General features: G+C 73.3%; 19 protein-coding genes. 8 read left to right on the forward strand and 11 right to left on the reverse strand.

The genetic code is table 11. From position 1 onward, the window contains the following. Positions 1 to 201 precede the first annotated feature (201 nt). The 4 genes from cydC to ACZ466_RS48890 all read right to left on the reverse strand — a co-directional run bounded on the left by cydC (position 202) and on the right by ACZ466_RS48890 (position 5,871). Entirely contained in the window at positions 202 to 1,935 is a 1,734-nt protein-coding gene (gene cydC, locus ACZ466_RS48875) for a thiol reductant ABC exporter subunit CydC (RefSeq protein ID WP_378283189.1), read from the reverse strand. Beyond that, on the reverse strand, positions 1,932 to 3,710 hold the full coding sequence (gene cydD, locus ACZ466_RS48880; protein WP_378283188.1) for a thiol reductant ABC exporter subunit CydD: 1,779 nt from the start codon (positions 3,708 to 3,710) through the stop codon (positions 1,932 to 1,934). The genes cydC and cydD overlap by 4 nt, the downstream gene beginning before the upstream one ends. 16 nt (positions 3,711 to 3,726) lie before the next feature. Then, positions 3,727 to 4,488, reverse strand: a complete 762-nt coding sequence (locus tag ACZ466_RS48885; protein ID WP_378283187.1) for a cytochrome d ubiquinol oxidase subunit II — start codon at positions 4,486 to 4,488, stop codon at positions 3,727 to 3,729. Between the two features lie 123 nt (positions 4,489 to 4,611). Next, positions 4,612 to 5,871 carry a cytochrome ubiquinol oxidase subunit I gene (locus ACZ466_RS48890; protein ID WP_378283186.1) on the reverse strand — a complete coding sequence of 420 codons (1,260 nt, stop codon included), beginning with the start codon at positions 5,869 to 5,871 and terminating at the stop codon, positions 4,612 to 4,614. Between the two features lie 2,293 nt (positions 5,872 to 8,164). On the opposite strand from ACZ466_RS48890, the gene ACZ466_RS48895 reads away from it, so the two are divergent. Continuing rightward, the gene (locus tag ACZ466_RS48895) at positions 8,165 to 9,214 is read left to right on the forward strand and encodes a tyrosine-type recombinase/integrase (protein ID WP_378283185.1); all 1,050 of its coding nucleotides are present in this window, start codon (positions 8,165 to 8,167) and stop codon (positions 9,212 to 9,214) included. Positions 9,215 to 9,235: 21 nt separating this feature from the next. On the opposite strand, the gene ACZ466_RS48900 is transcribed toward ACZ466_RS48895, so the two are convergent. The 3 genes from ACZ466_RS48900 to ACZ466_RS48910 form a co-directional block, all read right to left on the reverse strand. Then, on the reverse strand, positions 9,236 to 9,937 hold the full coding sequence (locus ACZ466_RS48900) for a hypothetical protein (RefSeq protein WP_378283184.1): 702 nt from the start codon (positions 9,935 to 9,937) through the stop codon (positions 9,236 to 9,238). Positions 9,938 to 10,006: 69 nt separating this feature from the next. Further along, the gene (locus tag ACZ466_RS48905) at positions 10,007 to 10,648 is read right to left on the reverse strand and encodes an HAD family hydrolase (protein ID WP_378283183.1); all 642 of its coding nucleotides are present in this window, start codon (positions 10,646 to 10,648) and stop codon (positions 10,007 to 10,009) included. A gap of 72 nt (positions 10,649 to 10,720) precedes the next feature. Next, positions 10,721 to 11,164 (reverse strand): DUF1707 SHOCT-like domain-containing protein, encoded by a 444-nt coding sequence (locus ACZ466_RS48910; protein WP_378283182.1) that lies wholly within the window; start codon positions 11,162 to 11,164, stop codon positions 10,721 to 10,723. 186 nt (positions 11,165 to 11,350) lie between these two features. Between ACZ466_RS48910 and ACZ466_RS48915 the strand changes: the two genes are divergently transcribed. Together ACZ466_RS48915 and ACZ466_RS48920 are read left to right on the forward strand one after the other, a co-directional pair. After that, entirely contained in the window at positions 11,351 to 12,073 is a 723-nt protein-coding gene (locus ACZ466_RS48915; protein ID WP_378283181.1) for a DedA family protein, read from the forward strand. A gap of 215 nt (positions 12,074 to 12,288) precedes the next feature. After that, the gene (locus ACZ466_RS48920) at positions 12,289 to 13,077 is read left to right on the forward strand and encodes a phosphatase PAP2 family protein (protein ID WP_378283180.1); all 789 of its coding nucleotides are present in this window, start codon (positions 12,289 to 12,291) and stop codon (positions 13,075 to 13,077) included. 103 nt (positions 13,078 to 13,180) lie between these two features. Here the strand turns inward: ACZ466_RS48920 and ACZ466_RS48925 are convergent, their stop codons facing one another. Next, positions 13,181 to 13,837 (reverse strand): response regulator, encoded by a 657-nt coding sequence (locus ACZ466_RS48925; RefSeq protein WP_378283179.1) that lies wholly within the window; start codon positions 13,835 to 13,837, stop codon positions 13,181 to 13,183. Then, positions 13,834 to 15,819 carry a sensor histidine kinase gene (locus tag ACZ466_RS48930; protein WP_378283178.1) on the reverse strand — a complete coding sequence of 662 codons (1,986 nt, stop codon included), beginning with the start codon at positions 15,817 to 15,819 and terminating at the stop codon, positions 13,834 to 13,836. The genes ACZ466_RS48925 and ACZ466_RS48930 overlap by 4 nt, the downstream gene beginning before the upstream one ends. A gap of 143 nt (positions 15,820 to 15,962) precedes the next feature. Between ACZ466_RS48930 and ACZ466_RS48935 the strand changes: the two genes are divergently transcribed. The 4 genes from ACZ466_RS48935 to ACZ466_RS48950 all read left to right on the forward strand — a co-directional run bounded on the left by ACZ466_RS48935 (position 15,963) and on the right by ACZ466_RS48950 (position 19,445). Continuing rightward, positions 15,963 to 17,276, forward strand: coding sequence for a sensor histidine kinase (locus ACZ466_RS48935; RefSeq protein ID WP_378283177.1), 1,314 nt, complete (start codon positions 15,963 to 15,965; stop codon positions 17,274 to 17,276). Then, positions 17,273 to 17,938 (forward strand): response regulator, encoded by a 666-nt coding sequence (locus ACZ466_RS48940; RefSeq protein ID WP_378283176.1) that lies wholly within the window; start codon positions 17,273 to 17,275, stop codon positions 17,936 to 17,938. The genes ACZ466_RS48935 and ACZ466_RS48940 overlap by 4 nt, the downstream gene beginning before the upstream one ends. An 89-nt stretch (positions 17,939 to 18,027) precedes the next feature. Then, positions 18,028 to 18,663: an RNA polymerase sigma factor gene (locus ACZ466_RS48945; protein ID WP_378283175.1), complete on the forward strand. Its 636-nt coding sequence runs from the start codon at positions 18,028 to 18,030 to the stop codon at positions 18,661 to 18,663. Beyond that, positions 18,660 to 19,445 carry a methylated-DNA--[protein]-cysteine S-methyltransferase gene (locus tag ACZ466_RS48950; RefSeq protein ID WP_378283174.1) on the forward strand — a complete coding sequence of 262 codons (786 nt, stop codon included), beginning with the start codon at positions 18,660 to 18,662 and terminating at the stop codon, positions 19,443 to 19,445. The genes ACZ466_RS48945 and ACZ466_RS48950 overlap by 4 nt, the downstream gene beginning before the upstream one ends. 219 nt (positions 19,446 to 19,664) lie before the next feature. On the opposite strand, the gene ACZ466_RS48955 is transcribed toward ACZ466_RS48950, so the two are convergent. Next, on the reverse strand, positions 19,665 to 19,802 hold the full coding sequence (locus tag ACZ466_RS48955; protein ID WP_378283173.1) for a hypothetical protein: 138 nt from the start codon (positions 19,800 to 19,802) through the stop codon (positions 19,665 to 19,667). Between the two features lie 20 nt (positions 19,803 to 19,822). Beyond that, positions 19,823 to 19,984: an ABC transporter permease gene (locus tag ACZ466_RS48960; protein ID WP_464042068.1), complete on the reverse strand. Its 162-nt coding sequence runs from the start codon at positions 19,982 to 19,984 to the stop codon at positions 19,823 to 19,825. A 20-nt stretch (positions 19,985 to 20,004) separates the two neighbouring features. Here ACZ466_RS48960 and ACZ466_RS48965 point away from each other — a divergent pair, with 20 nt between their 5' ends. Next, entirely contained in the window at positions 20,005 to 20,307 is a 303-nt protein-coding gene (locus ACZ466_RS48965) for a hypothetical protein (RefSeq protein WP_378283171.1), read from the forward strand.

Genomic DNA, 20,307 nt, shown 5'->3' on the forward strand with positions numbered 1-20,307 from the left:
TGACGCTCCCCGGCCGAGGCACGCGCCCGCGCCCACCGGCCGCGCACGGCCGCCCCCACCTTCCCTAGACCCGCCATCGACGTACGCCCCTTTCAACATGGTTCAACAAACCTTGTCGCCGCCTTTACCCACGACACGGCCCTCCATGCCGGGAAACGGCACCGCCGCGCGCACCCGGCGCCCGGGCGGGAGAGGGCCGTATCAGGCGGCCAGGAGCTCAGCCTCCCACAGATCACGGTACGGTCCGGGCCGTGCCAGAAGATCACCGTGCCCCCCGCGCTGCACCACCCGCCCGCCGTCCATGACGACGACCTCGTCGGCGCCGCCCAGCGCCGCCAAACGATGCGTCACCAAAAGCAGGGTTCCACCGCCCGCCCCCGACAGCAGATCCCCGACGACCGCGTCCGCGGTGACCGGATCCAGGCCCTCGGCCGGCTCGTCCAGCACCAGCACCGGCGGATCGGCCAGCAGCGCACGCGCCAGCAGCAGCCGCTGCCGCTGCCCGCCCGACAGGCCGTGCCCGCCCGCGCCCACCACCGTGTCCCACCCCTCCGGCAGCCGCTCCACCACCTCGGTGAACCGCGCCCGCCGCGCCGCCGCCTCCATCTGCTCCCCGCTCGCCCCGGGCCGGGCCAGCAGCAGATTGGCGCGGACCGTGCCAGCGAACACGTGCGCGTCCTGCGACAGGCCCCGCACCGCCGCGCGCACCGCGTCCCGATCGCACGCCGACACCTCCAGCCCGCCCAGCAGCACCGACCCCGCCCCCGGCGTCACCTCACCGCACGCCACCGCCAGCAGCGTGCTCTTGCCCGCACCACTGGCCCCCACGACCGCGACCCGCCGGCCCCGCTCCACCAGCAGATCCAACCCGTCCAACGCCGCCGCCCCGGCCCGCCCGCACCCCACACCACCGTCGTAGGAGACGTGGACGCCCAGCAGCTCCACGCTCAACGGACCCGGCGGCAGCACCCGCGGCCGCGCCGGGACCGGCTGCGGGGGAGTGCGCAGCAGCTCGGCGACCCGCCGCGAGGCCGGAAGCACCTCACGCAACCGCTGCGCCGCGGCCGCCAGCGGCAGCACCGCCTCCACCGCCACCAGCGCGGTCAACGCCGCCACCGCGACCGCCACCTCATCGGCCCCCGCCCGCATCGACACCCACGCCACCGCAGCCGCCGTCAACCCCTGCACCGCGAAACCGGCCCCGGCCACCAGCGCCGACACCCGCGCCGCCGAACGCTCCGCACGCTCCAACCGCCGCGCCGCATCCTCCGCCGCACCCGCGAACCGCTCACGCGCGCCGAACACCTCCAGATCCTGCCCGCCCTCCAGCACATCCAGCGCCCGCACGGCCAACACCCGCCGCGCCTCGGCCGCCCGCGCCGCCGACCGCCCACCCAGCACCGCCGCCGCCACCGCAAGCACCACCCCCGCCACCACCAGACCGGCCGCCAGCACCACCGCGGCCACCGGAACCGCCGCCGCGCACACCACCACACCCGCCAGCCCGCACACCACCGCCGCCACCGCCGGAAGCACGCACCGCAACAGCAGATCCTGAACGGCGTCCACATCGGCGACCAGCCCGGTCAGCGCCTCACCCTCCCGCAACCGCTCCCGCCGCTCCCCAGGCGCACGACCCAGCGCGTCGAACACCCGGCCCCGCAGCTCCGCCAGCGCCCGCAACGCCACATCATGACCGGCCAGCCGCTCCACATACCGCAGCGAACCCTTGCCCACCGCGAAAGCGCGCACCGCCACGACCGCCAAGCCCAGCGCCGCCATCCCCGGCTGCTGCGCCGCCCGCGCGATCAGCCACGCCGCCGCCGCGATCAACCCCAGCCCGCACAACTCCGCCGCGACCCCGGCCAGCCCCGCGGCCACCAGCCGCACCCCATGGGGACGCACCGCCCCCCACATCCCGCCGACCGCGTTCACGCCGCCTCCTCATCCCCACGACCCGCCCCACGGTCAGCACCACGGCCCGCACCACGGCCCGCACCTCCACCGACGCCGGTGTCCGCGCCAGCCGCCCCGGCGGGAGCGTCCCGCACCACCCGGCCGCCCTCCACCCGCACCACCCGATCCACCAGCGACAGCAACGCCGGACGATGCGCCACCACCACCGCCGTGCGCCCCTCCAGCAACCGGCCCGCCGCCTCCACCAGCAACCGCTCACTGAGCACATCCAGCCGCGCCGTCGGCTCGTCCAGCAACATCACCGGCGCCCCCCGCAGATACGCCCGCGCCACCGCCAGCCGCTGCCGCTGCCCCGCCGACAACCCCGCACCCCGCTCACCCAGCACCGTCCCATACCCCTGCGGCAACGCCCCGACGAACTCCGCCGCCCCCGCCGCCCGCTCCACACTCGCCGCGTCCGCCTCCGGCACCCCCAGGCGGATGTTGTCGGCCACCGACGCCGCGAACAGATGCGGCCGCTGCGGCACCCACCCCACCATCCGCCGCCACGCCCCCAGATCCAGCTCCGACAGATCGACCCCGTCCACCAGCACCCGCCCCGACTCCACCGGGCACAACCCCAGCGCCACCAGCAGCAACGTCGACTTGCCCGCACCCGAAGGACCCGTCACCGCCACTCGCTCACCCGCCGCAACCCGCAACGACACCCCCTCCAGCGCAGGCCGCACCGCACCCGGATACCGCGCCGTCACCTCCTCGAACACGATCTCCGGCCCCCGCCCGGCCACACCGCCCGGGGGAGGGGCGGGAGTGCGGGTAGCGACCACCGCACGGCCGCCCGCACCCGGCCGCCCCTCACCGGACGAGCCCGCCGACGAGCCCGCGACACCGTCGATCACCGCGAACGCCTCCCGCGCCGCCGCGACCCCCTCCGCACTGGCATGGAACCGCGTCCCCAGCGCCCGCAACGGCAGATACACCTCCGGCGTCAAGATCAACACCAGCAGGCCCGTCGCCAACGCCATCTCCCCGCCCAGCAACCTCAACCCCACCGGCACCGCCACCAACGCCACCGACAACGCGCACACCAGCTCCAGCACCAGCGACGACAGGAACGCCACCCGCAACGCCGCCACCGTCGCCCGCCGATGCTCATCGGCCAGCCGCCGCACCACCCCCGACTGATGCCCCACCCGCCCATGCGCCCGCAACGTCCCCAGCCCCGCCAGCACATCCCGGAAATGCCCGCCCAGCCGATGCAGCAACTCCCACTGCCGCCCCGTCAGCGCCGCCGTCCGCATCCCCACCAGCGCACCGAACACCGGCACCAGCGGAACCGTCACCGCCACCACCAGCGCCGACGCCCAATCAGCCGCGACCAGCCGCCCCAGCACCACCACCGGCACCACGCACGCCGCCACCAGCTGCGGAACGTACCCGGTGAAGAACGGATCCACCGCGTCCAACCCCCGCGTCAGCAACGTCACCCGCCCACCCGGCAACGCCCCGCCCCCCGGCGCCGCCAGCAACGCACCACGCAGACCCCGCTTGACCGCAGCGGCCGAACGACCCGCCACCACCGTCACCAACCACGCCACCAGCGCCCGGGCCGCCACCGCACCCGCCAGATACGGCAACGGCGCCGCGTCCAAACCCGCGATCGCCCGCGCCAGCAACTCCGCCTGCACCACCAGCAGCACGCCCTGCAGCACCGCCGCCGCACCCAGCACCACCACCACGCGCCGCGACAGCAACCCCATCAGCCGCCGGCCCACCGCCTCACCACCGCCCATCACCACTCCCGCACACTCACAGGTAGGAAGGGGAGTCGACACGCCCCCGGAACGTCCACCACACCAGCGCCTGCGCCGCCAGCAGCAACGGCAGCAGCACCACCGTCATCACCGCCGTCGCCGCCAACGCCGTCCCCGACGACGCCGACTCCGACCACGGCAACCGCGCACCCGCCGCCACCGCGACCACCACCAGCACCGCCGCCGACACCCCGTACCGCGCCGGCACCCGCCGCGCCCGCTCCAGCACCGCACCCGCCGACCGCAACCGCGCGAACCCCGCACCATGCACCGCGAACACCACCGCCAGCGGCAACCCCAGCACACTGCCGACGTTCAACCCCAGATCCCCATCACCACCGCCCACCGCGATCGACCCCAGCAGCGCACCCCACACCAGCGCCAGCGCCCAACTGCCCCCCACGATCGCCGCGTCACAACCACCACGCCACACCGCCGCGTCCACCCGCCCCCGCAGCCACAACCCCATGTCCCGCACCACCCACGCCACCAGCAGCACCACGAACAGCGGGAACAACCCCTCCAGCAGATGGTGCTCCAACCCCGGGAACGCGCCGGCGGTGATCCCCGCCGCCGACACCAGCCACACCTCGTTCCCCAGGAAGAACGGCGCGATCGAAGCGATCACCACCCGCCGCTCCGCCTGGTCCCGACCCAGGAACGGCAGCAGCATCCCCACACCGATATCACCGCCGGCCAGCACCAGATACCCGGCGGTGAACACCGCCAGCATCGCCACCGCGAGCAACTCCATCATCGACCTCCACTGCCGTGGCCCGCGCCACCCGCGCGACCAGAACGAAACCATCGAAGGAGCGAGAGGACCCGGGCACCGGGCCCCCGCCACAGGCAAAAGACCCGGCCCCGGAACCCCGCCCGGTCAGAACGTCGGCGTCAACGCCGCAGCCGACGCACCCGACGCCTCATCCGGCGGGGGAGCGGCCCCCAGCCGCGCACCCTCCGGACCCCGCCGCGCGAACCGCGCCAGCAACCACGCGTTCACCGCCACCAGCACCGCGAACAACCCCGTGAACACCACGAACGACGCCGTGATCAGCCCCGGGCCCACCCCCGACAACGCGTCCTCGGTCCTCAGCACCCCGTACACCGCCCACGGCTGCCGCCCCACCTCACGGAACACCCACCCCGACAGCATCGCCACATACGGCAGCGGCACCGCCGCCATCACCACCACATGGAAGATCCGGCCCCGCACCAGCCACCCACCGAACGCCGCCTTCACCAGCGCCACGATCGCCAGCAGGAACAGCAGCGACCACACCATGGCCATCACGCCCTCAGCCGCCGACGCCAACCCCGGCGGCAGATAGTCACCCGGCCCGAACCGCGCCGCGAAATCGGCCGCCGCCGCCTTCGCCTCATCCGAGGACCGATGCTTGGTCGGCTGCACGTACTGGAACTGCATCCCCCCGAACACCACCACCGGGAACACCGCCACCACCAGCGCCAGCAACCCCATCCGCATCGAACGGCCGAAGAACTCCACCTCCGCCGTCCGCCGGAACAGGTGATAGCCGCTCACCCCGGCCATGAACAGCCCCGCCGTCAGCAACCCCCCGAAGCCCACGTGCAAGAACGCCAGCACCGCCGTCGGATTGGTCAGCAGCGCCCCCAGATCCGTCAGATGCGCGACACCGTCCCGCATCTCATAGCCCACCGGCCGCTGCATCCACCCGTTGGCCACCAGGATGAAATACGCCGACAGGTACGCCGTCAGCGTCACCACCCAGATCAACCCCAGATGCACCCACCGGTTCAGCCGATCCCACCCGAAGATCCACAACCCCAGGAACGTCGACTCGACGAAGAACGCCACCACCGTCTCCATCGCCAGCGGAACCCCGAACACCTGCCCCACCAGCGACGACATCCCACCCCAGTTCATCCCGAACTGGAACTCCATCACCAGCCCGGTGACGATCCCCACCGCATAATTGATCACATACAGCTGGCCCCAGAACCGCGTCATCCGCGCATGCAGCGCATTCCCCGACAGCGTCGCCCGCGTCTGCATCAACGCCACCAGCGTCGCCAACCCCAGCGTCAACGCCACGAACAGGAAATGCGACCCCGCCGTCAGCGCGAACTGCAACCGGGCCAGCATCAACGGGTCGTCCATCACTCACCCTCAACCCTCGATCGGTCCCACCGATCCTGGGCCCACCACCCCCACCGGCGAATCGTGCCCGAGCATGCACCCGCCCTACATCTTTCGCGCACACCCACCCCACCGCCTACATCCCGGGATGTACACACCCGCCAACCCACCACAACACCGGCATGACCCCCGCCGACCAAGACCCGCAACCACCCGACCCCCGCACCACCAGCGGGGGAGCACCATGAACAGCGGCGACACCCCCTCACACAGGGCAAGGCACCGACTCCACCCGCCGCGCCGCCCATGCCCACGCCGATGCCGCTGGGAGCAGGGGAGGGGACGAGAGCACCGCACGTCCACCCGCACCCGCTTCGCCACTCGATGGTGAAAACCCGCTCGAGCCGACGAACCCAATCGTGCCGCTGAGGTACCCGGCTGGCAGGCCACTGGGCCGGGCGTGTTTGCGCCCCCGTCACAGGCCCGCAGATCCCACGAGGTGGAGCGGGTCCGATCCAGCCACCGCTGCTGAATGGCACCACCGGCTGGCCTGCGCCCCGACCAGCCCGGGGGCAATTGGCAAACCGGGCAGGGCCGCTACCTCGTGGTCGTCCGCTTCCACGCCCACCACGCCTGGCCGTGACCGTCGCCCGGCACGCGGCGGGGGAGAGGTGGACAGGCGGTGGTGCCCGTGATGTTCGGCCGGGCGTGCGGCACTACGACGGGAGCCCGCACGTGAACTCCCTGCTGTACGTGGCGCGCGGGAAGGCCCTCGGGTAGACCCGGCTGGTGCCCCAAAGCCAAACCTGCGCGGGCCTGATCTGCTCGGCCCCTGTACGCGACCGGGTCGTGTCGGCTGGTGCGATGGGGGGAGTCAGGCTGCGCAAGCGGCTGAGCATTACGAGGAACGTGTACGCCGCAGTCGCATCACGACGAGGAAGGCTGGTCGGTCGCACGTACCCGCGCGCATACCTGGCCGGAGCACCTCCCCAGGCCTGGGCTTACTGGTCGTCGCCCTCAGGGTCGGGATCGCGCTTTGGACGGGCCGCACCATGCGCGGGGGGCTGGTGCCGGGTCGGCGTGGTTCCAGCTCGAGCGGAGCGAGAACACGCTGCGATTCGGGGTGAACTGCGCCTGGCCGCCCCTGGAAGTCGTTGCCCCAACCACGTGGATCTGACCAACGCTGGGCCGGCCCCGCCTACCTCTAACGGCGCCAGGACAAACGAGGAGCGAGTCGCCGCGCGCCTGCTCTTCTGGCTCGGGCGTACGTGCTCACCCACATGCACGCCGCGATCGAAGCAGCCCGTGCCCGGTGCCGTCGGGGTGCCGGTCGGAAGTTCTGGTAGGCCTCGGCGTGGGCGCAAGGGGCCTGCCCCGGACGTTCTCGTGAGCACCCCTGAGAGCCCGGGGGGTGGCCAGGGGGCCGATTCAGGCTCTACTTAACATAATGTTCATTATCGACCATCGGTTTCACGGCCCAGAAGAGGGGCGAAACGGGCTGAACGCCGTCCAGTGAGGAATGCTCATCGCACCGCGCACTCGCCTCCTACGGCGTCGGCGCGCGACTGTCCGCGCTGCCCGCGCGATGTGCGAATGCAGGACGGCGGCACGCGGAACCGCGCACAAGTCGATCGTCCGCCTGGGGTACGCCTCGGCATGTCGCCGTGGCGGCGTGCGGTCGGCCGTATGTCCAGGGTTTCGGGTTCGGCGCTCCGGGGTGAATCTTGGTTGGCGCCTGAGGCTTCTTGCTCGGGTCAAGTGATAACCGGGCGCGGGAGTCATCGCTGTGGGCGCTCGGGCAGGTCAGATGGTGTTTTGTGCGGTGTCCGCGCTGTGCTGTGGCGCTCGAGCCGAGAACTGGAAACCGACAAAATGGAGCAAACCAGACAGAAGCTGGATTCTGTCGGGTCTGATCGAGAGGATTCTCGGCGGGCTCTGGGGCGTTCCTGCAGGATCCGCGGGTTGGCGTCGGGCGCGAGCGGTCTCGATGGCGTGGACGGCCAACTTGCCGGATGCCCGGCTCCACCTTGGACGGCGCCGGTGCCGACGACGGTCGAGCGAGCCGACGCAGCCGGACGATGCGCGCCGGAGATACGCTTCGTGCGGTCCGTGTCAGTGACGGGCACCGACACCACTTCGAGAATCCAGTCCATGAGGCTCTCCTCTCGAGGTACTCCCCCGGATGGGCCTTCCGCACGCGGCGAAGCCATCGCCCTCTCCCCCCGCCGTCGCGCCCGCCTTGTCGCGTGATCACGCAGAGTGATGATCGGGATGCGGGGGCGTTCTGTCGGCGCGGGACGGTAACGTCCGCGGGGTGCGTCCCAGCGATGTCCAGCGCCTCACCGTTCACGAGACCGCCGACCGTTATGCCGAGATGATCCGGGCCAAGGCCGCGACCGGTGCTCTGGCGCCGGGCACGGCCGAGGTGTACACGCGTGACGTGCACACCTTCGCCGAGCTGGCGGGGCCCGATCGGGTGCTGGACGATCTGGGCGGCGCGGACGTCGACGAGGTGCTGCTGAAGTTCGCGCACAAGCCCGACGGGCGGCGCCGCGTGGCGGCCGGCGGTGCCGGGACGGGGGGTGCGGTGCCGCGGCAGTCGGCGTCGTCGCAGGCGCGTTTCCGCAGGTCGTTGTCGGCGTTCTTCCGGTATGCGGCGATCGTGGGGTGGGTGCAGCTGGATCCGATGCGGGCGGTGACGCTCAAGCCCAAGGAGCGGGGCGGGTTGCGGGCGCGGCGGCGTGCGCTGACGGTGGAGCAGGCCGACGGGCTGGTGGGTGCGGCGCGGGGGCTGGTGGCGGCTCCGGCGGATCCGGGGCGGCGGGCCGATCAGCGGACCGAGTTGCGGGACGCGCTGATCGTGCTGCTGCTGGCGGCGGTGGGGCCGCGGGTGTCGGAGTTGACGCGGGCCGATGTGGAGGACTTCTTCGTCAACGGGGGTGTGCGGTACTGGCGGATCTTCGGCAAGGGCGGGCGGACGCGGGATGTGCCTCTCCCCCGGCCCGTGGCGGAGGTGCTGGACGCCTACCTGGCCGAGGGGCGCGGTGCGCTGGATCGGGGGCGTGAGCCCAAGGCGCTGCTGCTGTCGTGGCGCGGTCACCGGCTGGCGCGCGGTGATGTGCAGGGGGTGATCGATCGGGTGCTGGCGCGGGTGGATCCGGAGCATCGGCGCGGGGTGACGCCGCATGGGCTGCGGCATACGACGGCGACGCATCTGCTGGCGGCGGCGACGGACATGGACGCGGTGCGCAGGGTGCTGGGGCATTCGGATCTGTCGACGCTGGGGCGGTACCGCGATGAGCTGCCGGGTGAGCTGGAGGCGGCGATGCGGGTGCATCCGCTGCTGCGGCGCGAGGACGCCTGATCTCTCGGGAGGGGTGGGTGGTCACACCCAGCCGAGGTCGGTGGGTTCGGGGAAGCCGCGGTGCCAGATGCCGTAGATGATCAGCATGAGGAGGGCGGGGGCGAAGGCGATGAGCATGAGGCGGCCCAAGCGGTGGCGGGTGGTCCAGCCCCAGGCGGCGAACGCGGCGGTGATGGCGATGGAGGGTAGGGCGGTCTGGCCTTCGAGGGCGTTGGTGGTGTAGGTGAGGCCGGTGAGGAGGGCCAGGGCGATGGGGAGCGGGCCGCGTGCGGGTTGGTGGTGGGCGAGGGTGGTGGCCAGGGCGATGAGGACGAGGGTGAGGCCGCCGTACCAGAGGTAGTGGCCGACGTATTCGTCCCAGAGGTGGGCGATGTCGCTGGGGGCGCGGTTGCCGACGGAGTTGGCGGCCAGGTGGATGCCGTGGCCTTCGACGTAGGTGAGGGCGCCCACGAGGTAGAGGGTCCAGGTGCGCGGGCGGGCGTGTGCGGCGCGTAGGGCCGCGGCCGCGGGCAGGAGGACGGCGTAGGGGGTGAGGATGTCGATCCAGTCGGCCCAGCGGGTGTCGCCGATGTCTCCGAGCCAGGCCAGGCCGACGCCGACGTGGTGGGTGAGGGCGTAGGCGATGGCGGTGAGGGCGAGCCAGGGCAGGGGGCCGGTGCGGGGGCGGGTACTGGTGTCGGTGCGGGTGTCGGAGGGGTGTGCGGTGGCGTCGGTCGGGGCCATGGGCGCGCCCTCCGGGGTCGGGGGTGGTGGGTTCCATCATGGCGCGGGGCGGGTGGGCGGTGGCGGGGATCAGGGGGTGGCGAGGAGGGTGCGGGCCAGGTGGTAGGCCTCGGTGAGGTCGTTGCCACGGTAGTCGAGGGCGGCGAGGTCGGCGAGGTGGTGGTCGGCGTTGACGGCGACGGTGTTGGGGAGGTGGCGGAAGAGGGGGGCGTCGGACATGGAGTCGCCGTAGGCCAGGCAGCGGTTGAGGGGCAGTCGGTGGCGGGTGCGGAGTTGTTCGGTGATGCGGACTTTGTCGGCGGGAGTGAGGACGTCGTCGGGGTCGAGCGGTGCGGTGAAGGGCAGGGGCGGGAACCTGGAGGCGATGACGTCGTCGAAGCCGAGTTCGAGGAGGTTCCGGGCGAAGAAGTCGGGTGACATGGTGATGACGGCGGAGTGTTCGCCGCGGGCGCGGATGTCGGCGCAGACGTCGCGGATGCCGTTCAGCCAGGGGCCGGCGGTGTAGGCGGCGGTGACGTGGTCGGGGGTGAGGTGGCGCCAGAGGCGGTGGATTTCGGCGGAGAAGGCGCGGGTGTCGATGTCGCCGGCGGAGAAGCGGGCTTCGAGGGCGTGGAGTTCGGGGAGGGTGCCGAGTTGGCGGGCGACCTCGAGGTTGGCGGTGGTGCCGGTGAGGAGGGTGCCGTCCATGTCGAAGATGTGCAGGGTTCCCACAAGTGGGGAATTCTGTCGGATCTGGTTGGTGGTGGGCGAGTCGTTTTGTTGGGCGGGCCGGTGCCGCGGGGGTCAGTCGTCGTCGCGTTCGGGCCAGATGGCGTAGGACAGGAGGATGGCGGCCCAGATGCCGAGGGGGACCATGGGCCAGTAGAAGGTCCACTCCCCCTCGCGGACGGCGTTGACGGCCCAGATGGTGGTCATGATGAGGGCGCCGCCGGTCCAGTAGCTCCATTCGTTGAGCCACTCGCGTTTGTCGGCTTGGGTTTTGGCGGTTCTGCGGGCTGCGGCGGCCTTGGCGTGGGCGGTGCGGGAGGGGGGCAGGTCGGCGGTGAGCGGTTGGAGCTGTCGCTGGGTGGTGGCGGTGGCGGCCTGCTCGAGCCGTTTGTTGTATTCGGCGGTGTCGAGGGCGCCTTCGGCCAGGGCGTCGCCGAGTCGTTCGATGGTGGTGTTGCGGTCGTCGTCGGAGGCGCGGAGGTCGGGTGCGGGCGGGTGTGTGGCGTGTGGTGTCTCCATCGTGGCTCCCCGTGAGGTTGCGGTGGTTCCAGGATGGCCGCCGCGGGTGGGCGGGGTCGTCCTCCAGGGTGAGGAATCGGTGGTACATCGTTCGCAGGATGCCGTCGTGACCACTGCCGGAAGTAGGGGGTGGGCGGGGACGTAGGTGCGATGTGCGGGGTGGTGGTCGTTTTCTAGCGTCGTGGCATGGACGGAGTGCTGGATGTACTGCACGCGGCGGTGACCTCGCCGTGGTTCTACGTGGCGTTGTTCGCGGTCGCGATGATCGACGGGTTCTTCCCGGTGGTGCCGAGCGAGAGCATGGTGATCACGGGTGGGGTGTACGCGGCGTCGGGTGAGCCCGATCTGGTGCTGGTGATCGTGTTGGCGGCGCTGGGGGCGTTCGCGGGTGATCACGTGTCGTATCTGGTGGGGCGGGGGTCGGGTGGGCGGTTGACGGGGCGGTTGCGGCCGGGGTCGCGGCGGTATGGGGCGTTCGCGTGGGCGCGGCGGGTGATGGACGAGCGCGGCGGGCTGATCCTGGTGGTGGCGCGGTATGTGCCCGGTGGGCGTACGGCGGTGACGCTGACGATGGGTGCGGTGGGGTTCCGGCTGCGGTCGTTCTCGTTCTTCGCGGCGGTGGCGGCGGTGAGCTGGGCGTTGTACGGGGCGCTGCTGGGGTTCGTGGGCGGCAGGGCGTTCGAGCACGATCCGATCAAGGGTGTGGCGCTGGGGATCGGGTTGGCGATCGCGTTGACGGTGGTGGTGGAGGCGGTGCGTTATCTGCGCCGGCGTGCGCGGGTCGGGGCGGGGTCGCAGGGCGGTGCCGCGGATGCCGGTGCAGGTGGGCGGGTCGGCGCCGTTGCGGGTCGTGAGGGTGGCGCGGAGGGTGCCGGGGCCGGTTCGCAGGAGCGTGTGACGCCGGTGTGAGGCGCTCCCCGGGGCTGGCCGGTGTCGGCGGTGGCGAGGGGTGCGGGGGTGGCGCCGGGGTGGGCGAAGTGGTGGCGGTGACTGTGCGATTGTCGGGGCAAAGGTGGTCTATGGCGTGACATTCTCTACATGTTCGTGAACGCGAAGTGAACAAAGACGGTCCGGCGCGGGATCTCATTCCTGTGTACGGGCCGTCTTCGAGCGTGAGGGAGAGCATGCAAGCGCCTGGCTTCAGCGCCGACTGGTATCGCGCCGTGACCGAGTTCGCCCACGGGCTGCCCTCCTGGGTGCATCCGGTGGCCGAGGTCGGGACCGACGCGGGGCTGCTGGTGTTCGCCGTGCTGTTCGTGGCGGGCTGGTGGCGCGCCCGCGGGCTCGGCGAGCGGGAGATGGGGCTGGCGCTGCTGGCGCCGGTGGCCGTGGTGGCGGCGTACCTGGTCAGCGAGGTGTCCAAGTCGTTCCTGCAGGAGGAGCGGCCGTGCCGGGCGGTGGCGGGGGCGATGAACATCGCCGAGTGCCCCGCTCCGGGTGACTGGTCCTTCCCCAGCAACCACGCGACGATCGCGGCGGCCTCGGCGGCGGCGATCGTGGTGGCCTGGCGGGTGATGGCGCCGCTGGTGCTGCCGCTGGCGGTGCTGATGGCGTTCTCGCGGGTGTTCGTCGGGGTGCACTACCCGCATGACGTGGCGGCGGGTTTCGTGGTGGGTGTGGTGGTGGCGCCGCTGGTGGCGCTGGTGCTGGTGCGTGCGGTTGCGCCGCTGGTGAGGTCGTTGCGCGGGGTGGGCGCGGGTGCGGTGCTGCTCGGGCCGCCGCCGGCGGTCGCGGCCGCGGCGAGCGTCGTGCCGGGTGGCTTCCCGGGTGCCGTGGGGCCGCGGGCGGCCGGTGCCGGTGTGCACCGGCGGGTGGGTCCGCCGGAGCCGGTGGGTCCGTCTGCCGCGCCGGCGGTGACCACTCCCGATGTGATGGCCGGTAGGCACTCCTCCCCCGCTCCCCCGCGGACCTGAGCCGTGTGAGGGGCGGGTGCGTTCGAGGGCCCCGTGGCGTGCCGGTGCCGGTGTCGCCGCGGGGCCTTCGGCCGTCGGGAGGCGGGGCCGGGGGCGGGTGGAGTCAGGTCTGGCTGATCAGTCCGGCCTCGTAGGCGATGATGGCGGCCTGGACGCGGTTGCGGACCTCCAGGCGGGTGAGGATCGCGCTCACGTACGCCTTGACGGTCCCCTCGACCACGTGCAGCCGCCGTGCGATCTCGGCGTTGGACAGTCCGGCCCCGACCAGGGCGAGGACCTCGCGTTCGCGGGGGGTGAGGGTGTCGGTGCGGCGCCGTGCCGCCGAGCCGTGCGACATCCGGCCGCCGCCCAGTTCGGTGATGACGCGGTGGGCGACCTTGGGCGAGAGGTAGGCGGCGCCTTGGGCGACGGCGTGCACGCCGGCGATCAGTTCGTGGGGGTCCCCCGATTTCAGCAGGAAGCCGCTGGCGCCGTCGGACAGGGCGCGGGCGATGTACTCGTCCTCGCCGAAGGTGGTGAGCATGACCACCGAGGTCTCGGGGAGCACCCGCCGCAGTTCGGCGGCGGCGGCCAGGCCGTCCAGGCGGGGCATGCGGATGTCGAGCAGGACGACGTCGGGGCGGTGCGCGAGGGACCGCTCGACGGCCTCCCGTCCGTCGCCGGCTTCGGCGACGACCTCGATCGCGGGGTCGGCGGACAGGATCGCGCGGACGCCCGCGCGGATCATGGCCTCGTCGTCGGCGAGCAGGACGCGGATCACTGCCCCGCTCCCCCGGGCCCGGTTTCCCCGGTGGGGGCGTGGTCGTCCTGGGGGCCGCCGTCGCCGGGCTGCGCGGGGGCGGGCGCGCGCAGGACCTCTTTGGAGGCCAGTCGGCCGGAGGTGAAGCACAGCCGGTAGATGTCGCCCACTCCGAGCACGTTGGCGCTGGAGCGGTAGTAGCGGCAGAGGGCGCCGCCGGGCTCGGGGTACTGGGCGCGGCGGGCGCCGGTGTCCAGGGTCTGCATGCGGGGCAGCGCCGGTTCCACCTTGTCCTGGGGGGTTCCGGTTTGCAGCGCCGCGTACTGGGCGGGCCGCAGGACCGAGTTCAGGGTCGCGTAGACGTAGTAGCCGACCATGATCCCCGACAGGACCGCCACCAGGGCGGCCGGGACGGCGATCGCGGTGACCAGTTCGCGGCGAACCTGGCGGCGTTCGCGCGCGAGCCGCCGCGCCGATTCCGACATCGCCGCCTGCTCGTCCCCGCCGGGTTCAGGGGCGCCGTGGGTGTGGGCGTCGTGCCGTGCGGCGGGCGGCGTGGCATCCGAAGCCGCGGTGGTGGCCGGTGGTGTGGCGGGCAGTCGTGCGGCGACCTCGAACCCGCCCTCGGGGGTGGGGCCGGTGTGCAGCGTCCCGCCCGCCAGCCGGACCCGTTCGGCCAGGCCCGCCAGGCCGTGTCCCCCGCCCGTGCCGCCGCCGTTGGAGGTGGCGGGGGGCAGCAGCGGGGGCCCGTCGGGTGGCGCCTGGTTGATGACCGACACCGCGATCCCGCCGGGGGTGTCGGTGGTGTGGGCCAGGTGGACGGTGACGGGGGCGCCCGGGGCGTGCTTGGCCGCGTTGGTCAGGGCCTCCTGGACGACCCGGTGCGCCGCCAGCGCCACCATCGCGGTGGTCTCCGGCAGGACGTCCGCCTCTCCCCCCGCTCCCCCGCCTGCCCCGGTCACGGCGGGGGCGGCCAGGCGGACCGGGATGCCGGAGGCGCGGGCGCGTTCGACCAGTTCGGCGATGCTCTCGCGGGCCGGGCGCGTCAGGGCCGCGTCGTGGAGGCCGGGATCGTCCAGGGACGTTCCGGCGGAAGGGTGCGCAGCGGCGGCCGGGGCCGGGCCGCCGGGGCCGCTCTCGCGGAGCACGCCGATGATCTCGCGCAGGTGCTCGGTGGCCTCGGCGGCGCCCGCGCGCAGTTGCGCGGCGGCCGCGCGGTGCTGTTCGGCCAGGCCGGGCGCGACCTGCAGCGCGCCCGCCCGCACGGCGATGAGGGCCAGTTCGTGGCCCAGGGAGTCGTGCATGTCCTGGGCGATGCGGGCCCGTTCGCGCAGCCGTTCGCGTTCGGTGACGATGCGCTGTTCGCGTTCCAGTCGCTCGGCCCGCTCCCATCCGGCGTGCAGCAGTTCCTGGTACTGGCGCCAGTAGCGGCCCACCAGCCAGGGCAGCACGCCCAGCAGGACCAGGTAGATCGTGAGCGGGAACCAGGTGGTGACGTCGATGCCGCGGACGATGTTGATGGCGGTGCCGGCCACGAAGATCGCGGTGAACGTCCACAGCAGGGGGCGGGCGCGGTCCAGGCGTCGGCCGGTCAGGTAGGCCGCGACCGGCATGCCGAACACGAAGTTGGGGTGTACCAGGATCAGTGTGACCACGACCGGCAGCATGATCAGCGGGCGGGTCCGGCCGAGCACGATCGCGGCGGCCAGCGCGGCCAGGCCCGCGCCCTGCGCCCACCAGCCCAGGTCCTGGGGCTGGGGCGTCATCATTCCGATCATGACGGGGAGGGCCAGGATCGCCCAGAGCGCCGCGTCCAGCAGCGCGGTGCGCCGTGCGGGCGCCGACGGTGCCCGGCGCGTCCCGTCCCGATGGGGTCCGCCATGGCCGGGGCGGCCGCGCTCGAGCCCGTCGCCGCCGCCGTGCCCCGGGCCTGGAGCGGGGCTTGGAACGGGGCTTGGAGGGGCGGGGGGCGTGCCGATGGCGGGGGTGTTCAGGCCGTTCACCCTGGCCACGGTACAAGTCGCTCGACCTTGCCGGTACTGACGAAAGTCAGGGGTCCGCCCCGGTCGTGACGCCGCTGACCAGGCGCGCGGGCGGGCGGGGCGGGCGGGGCGGGCGGGGCGGGCGGCTGAACTACGGTGGTGCCGTGAACGCGATCCGCTGGCCGCGGGGCCAGGCCGCCGACCTCGTGCTGGCGATCGCCGCGACGGTGGTCACCCTGGTGATGTCCGTCGCGGCCGCCGGGCCCTCCGACCGCCCGCTGTGGCCGGGCGGGGTGATCCTGATCGTGGCCGTGTCGGGCGCGCTGGCGGCGCGGCGCCGCCATCCGGTGCTGACGCTGGTGGTCACGACCCTGCTGACGCCGCTGTACTACCCGCTGGGGTACCCGGACGGGCCTGTTGCGTTCGTGTTCGTGATCGCGCTGCTCACCGCGGCCGTGGAGTGCCGGCTGCACGTCTCGCTGGCCGCGGTCATCGTGATCAACGCGGGGTTCGTGGTGGTGGGCGCGGTGCGCGGCGGGAGCGCGGAGGCCGATCCCAGCGCGATCGTCGGTGCCGAGGACGTGGCCGGCGTCGGGGTGCTGCTGCTGCTGGTGGTGGGGATGGGACAGTACGTCCGCAGCCGGCGGGCGCAACTGGCCGATGCCGAGCGGCGGGCCGCCGAGGCGGTGCGCGACCGTGAGCAGGAGGCCCGCCGCCGCGCGACCGAGGAGCGGCTGCGGATCGCCCGGGAGCTGCACGATGTGCTGGCCCACCAGATCTCGCTGATCAACGTGCAGGCGGGTGCCGCGCTGCACCGCCGCGACGACCCCGAGCAGGCCTACGCCTCGCTGGAGGCCATCAAGCAGGCCAGCAAGCAGACGTTGCGGGAGCTGCGCGGGGTGCTGGGGGTGCTGCGGCAGGTCGACCAGGACGAGGAGGGCGGCGGTGCGGTCGAGCCGGCGCCGTCCCTGGCCCGGCTGGCGGGGCTGCTGGAGCGGACCTCGGCGTCGGGGCTGCGGGTCCGCCGCGCCGGGAAGATCACCGATGCGGCTCTGGCCGGTATGCTGCCGCCGCCGGTATCGCTCGCCGGGTACCGGATCGTGCAGGAGGCGCTGACCAACGCGGTGCGGCATGCGGGCGCGGCGGAGGCCACGGTCACGATACGGTGCGCGGACGGCGCGGTGATCGTGCAGATCGACGACGACGGTCCCGGGCCGGTCGACGTGTCGGCCCTGGAACGCGGCAACGGGCTGCGCGGCATGCGCGAGCGTGCCGTCGCGGTGGGCGGCGAGGTGACCGCCGGGCCCCGGCCCGGCGGCGGGTTCCGCGTCCGGGCGCGGCTGCCGCTGGCCGGTGGCGGCCTCGCCACGGACGCGGTCGCAGGCGGGGCCGGCGGGACGGGCACAACGGACGGGCAGGCGATGCGGGAACGGATGGAGCGGGGGCCGATGGCGGACCGGGCGGGAGACGACGCGTGATCCGGGTGGTGCTGGCCGACGACCAGACGCTGGTACGGGCCGGGTTCCGGTCGATCCTGGAGGGCGAGGACGACATCGAGATCGTCGCCGAGGCCGGGGACGGGGAGCAGGCGGTGCGGCTGGCGTCGCAGCTGCGGCCGCATGTGGTGCTGATGGACATCCGGATGCCGGTGCTGGACGGCCTGGAGGCCACCCGCAGGATCGTCACCGATCCCCGGCTGGCCGACGTCAAGGTTGTGATCTTGACGACGTTCGATCTGGACGACTACGTCTACGGCGCGATCAAGGCGGGGGCCAGCGGGTTCCTGGTCAAGGACACCGAGCCGCCCGAGCTGATCCACGGGGTGCGGGTGGTGGCGCGCGGGGACGCGCTGCTGGCGCCGACCGTGACCCGGCGGCTGATCGCCGAGTTCGCCTCCCGGATCTCCGCGCCGCCGCCGGCCGCCGAGCTCAACGCGCTGACCGACCGGGAACGCGAGGTCCTGGAGCTGGTCGCGGCGGGGCTGTCCAACGAGGAGATCGCGGGGCGGCTGGTGCTCAGTCCCGCCACCGCCAAGACCCACGTCAGCCGGATCCTGGCCAAGCTCGGCGCCCGCGACCGCGCCCAGCTGGTGGTCCTGGCCTATGAGACGGGGATGATCCGTCCCGGCTGGCTCGGCTGACGCCGCCCCCGTCCTCTCCCCGCACCTGGCCGCCCCCTTTCGGGTCCGGTGGGCGCAACGCAGCCGCACGCCGCGGTGTTGACAGGGAGGTGACGGTAACGGACGAACAGCTCCAACCCGCCGCCGGACCGGCCGGCCAAGCCGCTGCGGCCGAGGCGGCGGCCGCGCGCGTCGTCGCGGCGCTGGGCGAGGACCTGGACACCGGATTCGCCGCCCTCTACCAGGCCTACCGCGGCACCGTGTTCTCCACCGCGCTGCGCCTGTGCGGGCGGTGGGCCGAGGCCGAGGACCTGGCCGCCGAGACGTTCCTGCGCGCCTACCGCGCCCTGTGCGGGTACGCCCCGCAGCGGCTGGCCGAGCTGCGTCCCCGCGCCTGGCTGCTGACGATCCTGATGAACCTGTGGCGCAACAGCCTGCGCACCGCGGCGCGCAGGCCCGCGACCTCCCCGCTGGAGGAGGCCGCCGATCCCGCCGACCCGGCCGAGGGCGTGGAGGCCGCCGCCGCCCGGCACGAGACCGGCCGGGAACTGGCCGGGCTGCTGGCCCGGCTCAGCCCCGCCCAGCGCGCCGCCGTGGTGCTGCGGCACGTCGCCGACCTGCCCGTCACCGAGATCGCCGCCGTGCTGGACCTGCCCGAGGGCACCGTCAAGTCGCACATCTCCCGGGGCCTGTCCAGGCTCCGCGCGCTCCACCCGCTCGGCTCTTGGCAAGGGGGCACCCCATGACCCACCACGACCCGCACGCCGCCGACGGTCTGGAGGCGGCCCTGGCCGCGCTGGCCGCCGACGCCCCGCCCACCCTGCTGGACCGCGTCGCCGCGCGCCGCGTGCACGTGCCCGGACCGCTGGAGGGCCCCCACCGCGACCTGCAGGTGGCCTTCACCGACCAGGGCGTGGCGTTCCTGCGCGCCGGGCTGGACGAGCGCGCGTTCGCCGAGGCCTTCCGCCGCCGCTTCGCCCGTCCCCTGCTGCCCGCCGACCGCCCGCCCGCCGGCCTGGTGCCCGCTTTGCGCACCGGGCGGCCGGGCGGGCTGCGCCTGGACCTGCGCGGCCTCAGCGACTTCGAGGCCGCCGTGCTGCGCGCCACCGCCACCATCCCCCGCGGCCAGACCCGCCCCTACGCCTGGGTCGCGCGGCAGGCGGGCAACCCCAAGGCCGTCCGGGCCGCCGGATCGGCCCTGGGCCGCAACCCGGTGCCGCTGCTGATCCCCTGCCACCGCGTCACCCGTTCCGACGGGACGATCGGGCAGTACGTGTTCGGCGCCCAGGCCAAGGAACACCTGCTGCGCGCCGAGGACGTCGACCTGGACCAGCTGGCCGCCCTGGCCCGCCGGGGCGTGCAGTACCTGGGCAGCGACACCACCGGCATCGTGTGCTTCCCCACCTGCGCCGACGCCCGCCGCATCACCGCCGAGCACCGGCGCGGCTTCGCCACCCTGGCCGCCGCCCAGGCCGCCGGTTACCGCCCCTGCCGGCACTGCCGCCCTGGCAACCCCCAACCCGCCTGACCCGTTGGTCCGACGGCCCGAGCGGCCGGTTCACGTTCAGGCCCGATCGACCGGCCCCTGGACCACCTGCGCGCCGGAGGCTAACCGCCGCCCGCTGCTATCGCCGTTCGGCCGCAAGCACCTCAACCGCACCGACCGGCGCCTGCGAACTCCGTGACCCCGGCGCCGATAATGGCAGCGCAGGTGAGGATCGTGGTGTCCACAAACACTATGTGCAGGTCAGGGCAGGGCCTTGGTGAGGTCGCACAGGCGTTGGGTGTCGTCGAAGAGGACGGGGCGGGCGGCGGTGAAGGCCGCCAGCGCCCCGGCGGCGAGCAGCATGTACATCACCACGATCTGGTAGCGGGTCGCCGTCACCGGGTCGACGCCCTCCAGGATCAGCGCGGTGCGCAGGGCCCCGACGGTGTGGGGGCGAACGCCACGCGCGCGCTCAGCCCGAGACTGAGCCGCGCCTCCACGGCGAGCCGGGAGGCGGCCGCATCGTCACGTAGCCGGACCAGGGTGAGGGCGGTGGCCTGCATCGCGATGGCCACCACCATTCCCCGGCCGGGACGAGCACATGCGCTTCCAGTTCGAAGACGGCCAGGGCGGTGAGCGTCAGCCTGGTGCCGAGGGGCCCGGCGGCGACCTCGCCCGCGACGGCGAGCGAGTGGTGACGCAAGCCCGCGGACACCGACCCCGAACTCGCCCGCATCCGGCAAGAGCTGATCTGGAAGTCGGCGAAGAGAACGCCTACGCGATCCGGCTGACCGCCAAGGACTCGACACCGGTCGGCCGTCCGACCTGGGCCCGCTCCCCTTCGACGAAGCCCCTGCAGCGGATCGAAGCGCTGCTCAGCGTGCGGTTCTCCCTGCTCAGCTGA

It is taken from the genome of Actinomadura rugatobispora (assembly GCF_055379765.1).

Excerpts from the sequence above, each read along its gene's own strand:
- cydD (WP_378283188.1), bottom strand. The coding sequence starts at position 3,710 with ATGGGCGGTGGTGAGGCGGTGGGCCGGCGGCTGATGGGGTTGCTGTCG.
- ACZ466_RS48885 (WP_378283187.1), bottom strand. The coding sequence starts at position 4,488 with ATGATGGAGTTGCTCGCGGTGGCGATGCTGGCGGTGTTCACCGCCGGG.
- ACZ466_RS48890 (WP_378283186.1), bottom strand. The coding sequence starts at position 5,871 with ATGGACGACCCGTTGATGCTGGCCCGGTTGCAGTTCGCGCTGACGGCG.
- ACZ466_RS48900 (WP_378283184.1), bottom strand. The coding sequence starts at position 9,937 with ATGGCCCCGACCGACGCCACCGCACACCCCTCCGACACCCGCACCGAC.
- ACZ466_RS48910 (WP_378283182.1), bottom strand. The coding sequence starts at position 11,164 with ATGGAGACACCACACGCCACACACCCGCCCGCACCCGACCTCCGCGCC.
- ACZ466_RS48915 (WP_378283181.1), top strand. The coding sequence starts at position 11,351 with ATGGACGGAGTGCTGGATGTACTGCACGCGGCGGTGACCTCGCCGTGG.
- ACZ466_RS48920 (WP_378283180.1), top strand. The coding sequence starts at position 12,289 with ATGCAAGCGCCTGGCTTCAGCGCCGACTGGTATCGCGCCGTGACCGAG.
- ACZ466_RS48950 (WP_378283174.1), top strand. The coding sequence starts at position 18,660 with ATGACCCACCACGACCCGCACGCCGCCGACGGTCTGGAGGCGGCCCTG.
- ACZ466_RS48960 (WP_464042068.1), bottom strand. The coding sequence starts at position 19,984 with ATGGTGGTGGCCATCGCGATGCAGGCCACCGCCCTCACCCTGGTCCGG.
- ACZ466_RS48965 (WP_378283171.1), top strand. The coding sequence starts at position 20,005 with ATGCGCTTCCAGTTCGAAGACGGCCAGGGCGGTGAGCGTCAGCCTGGT.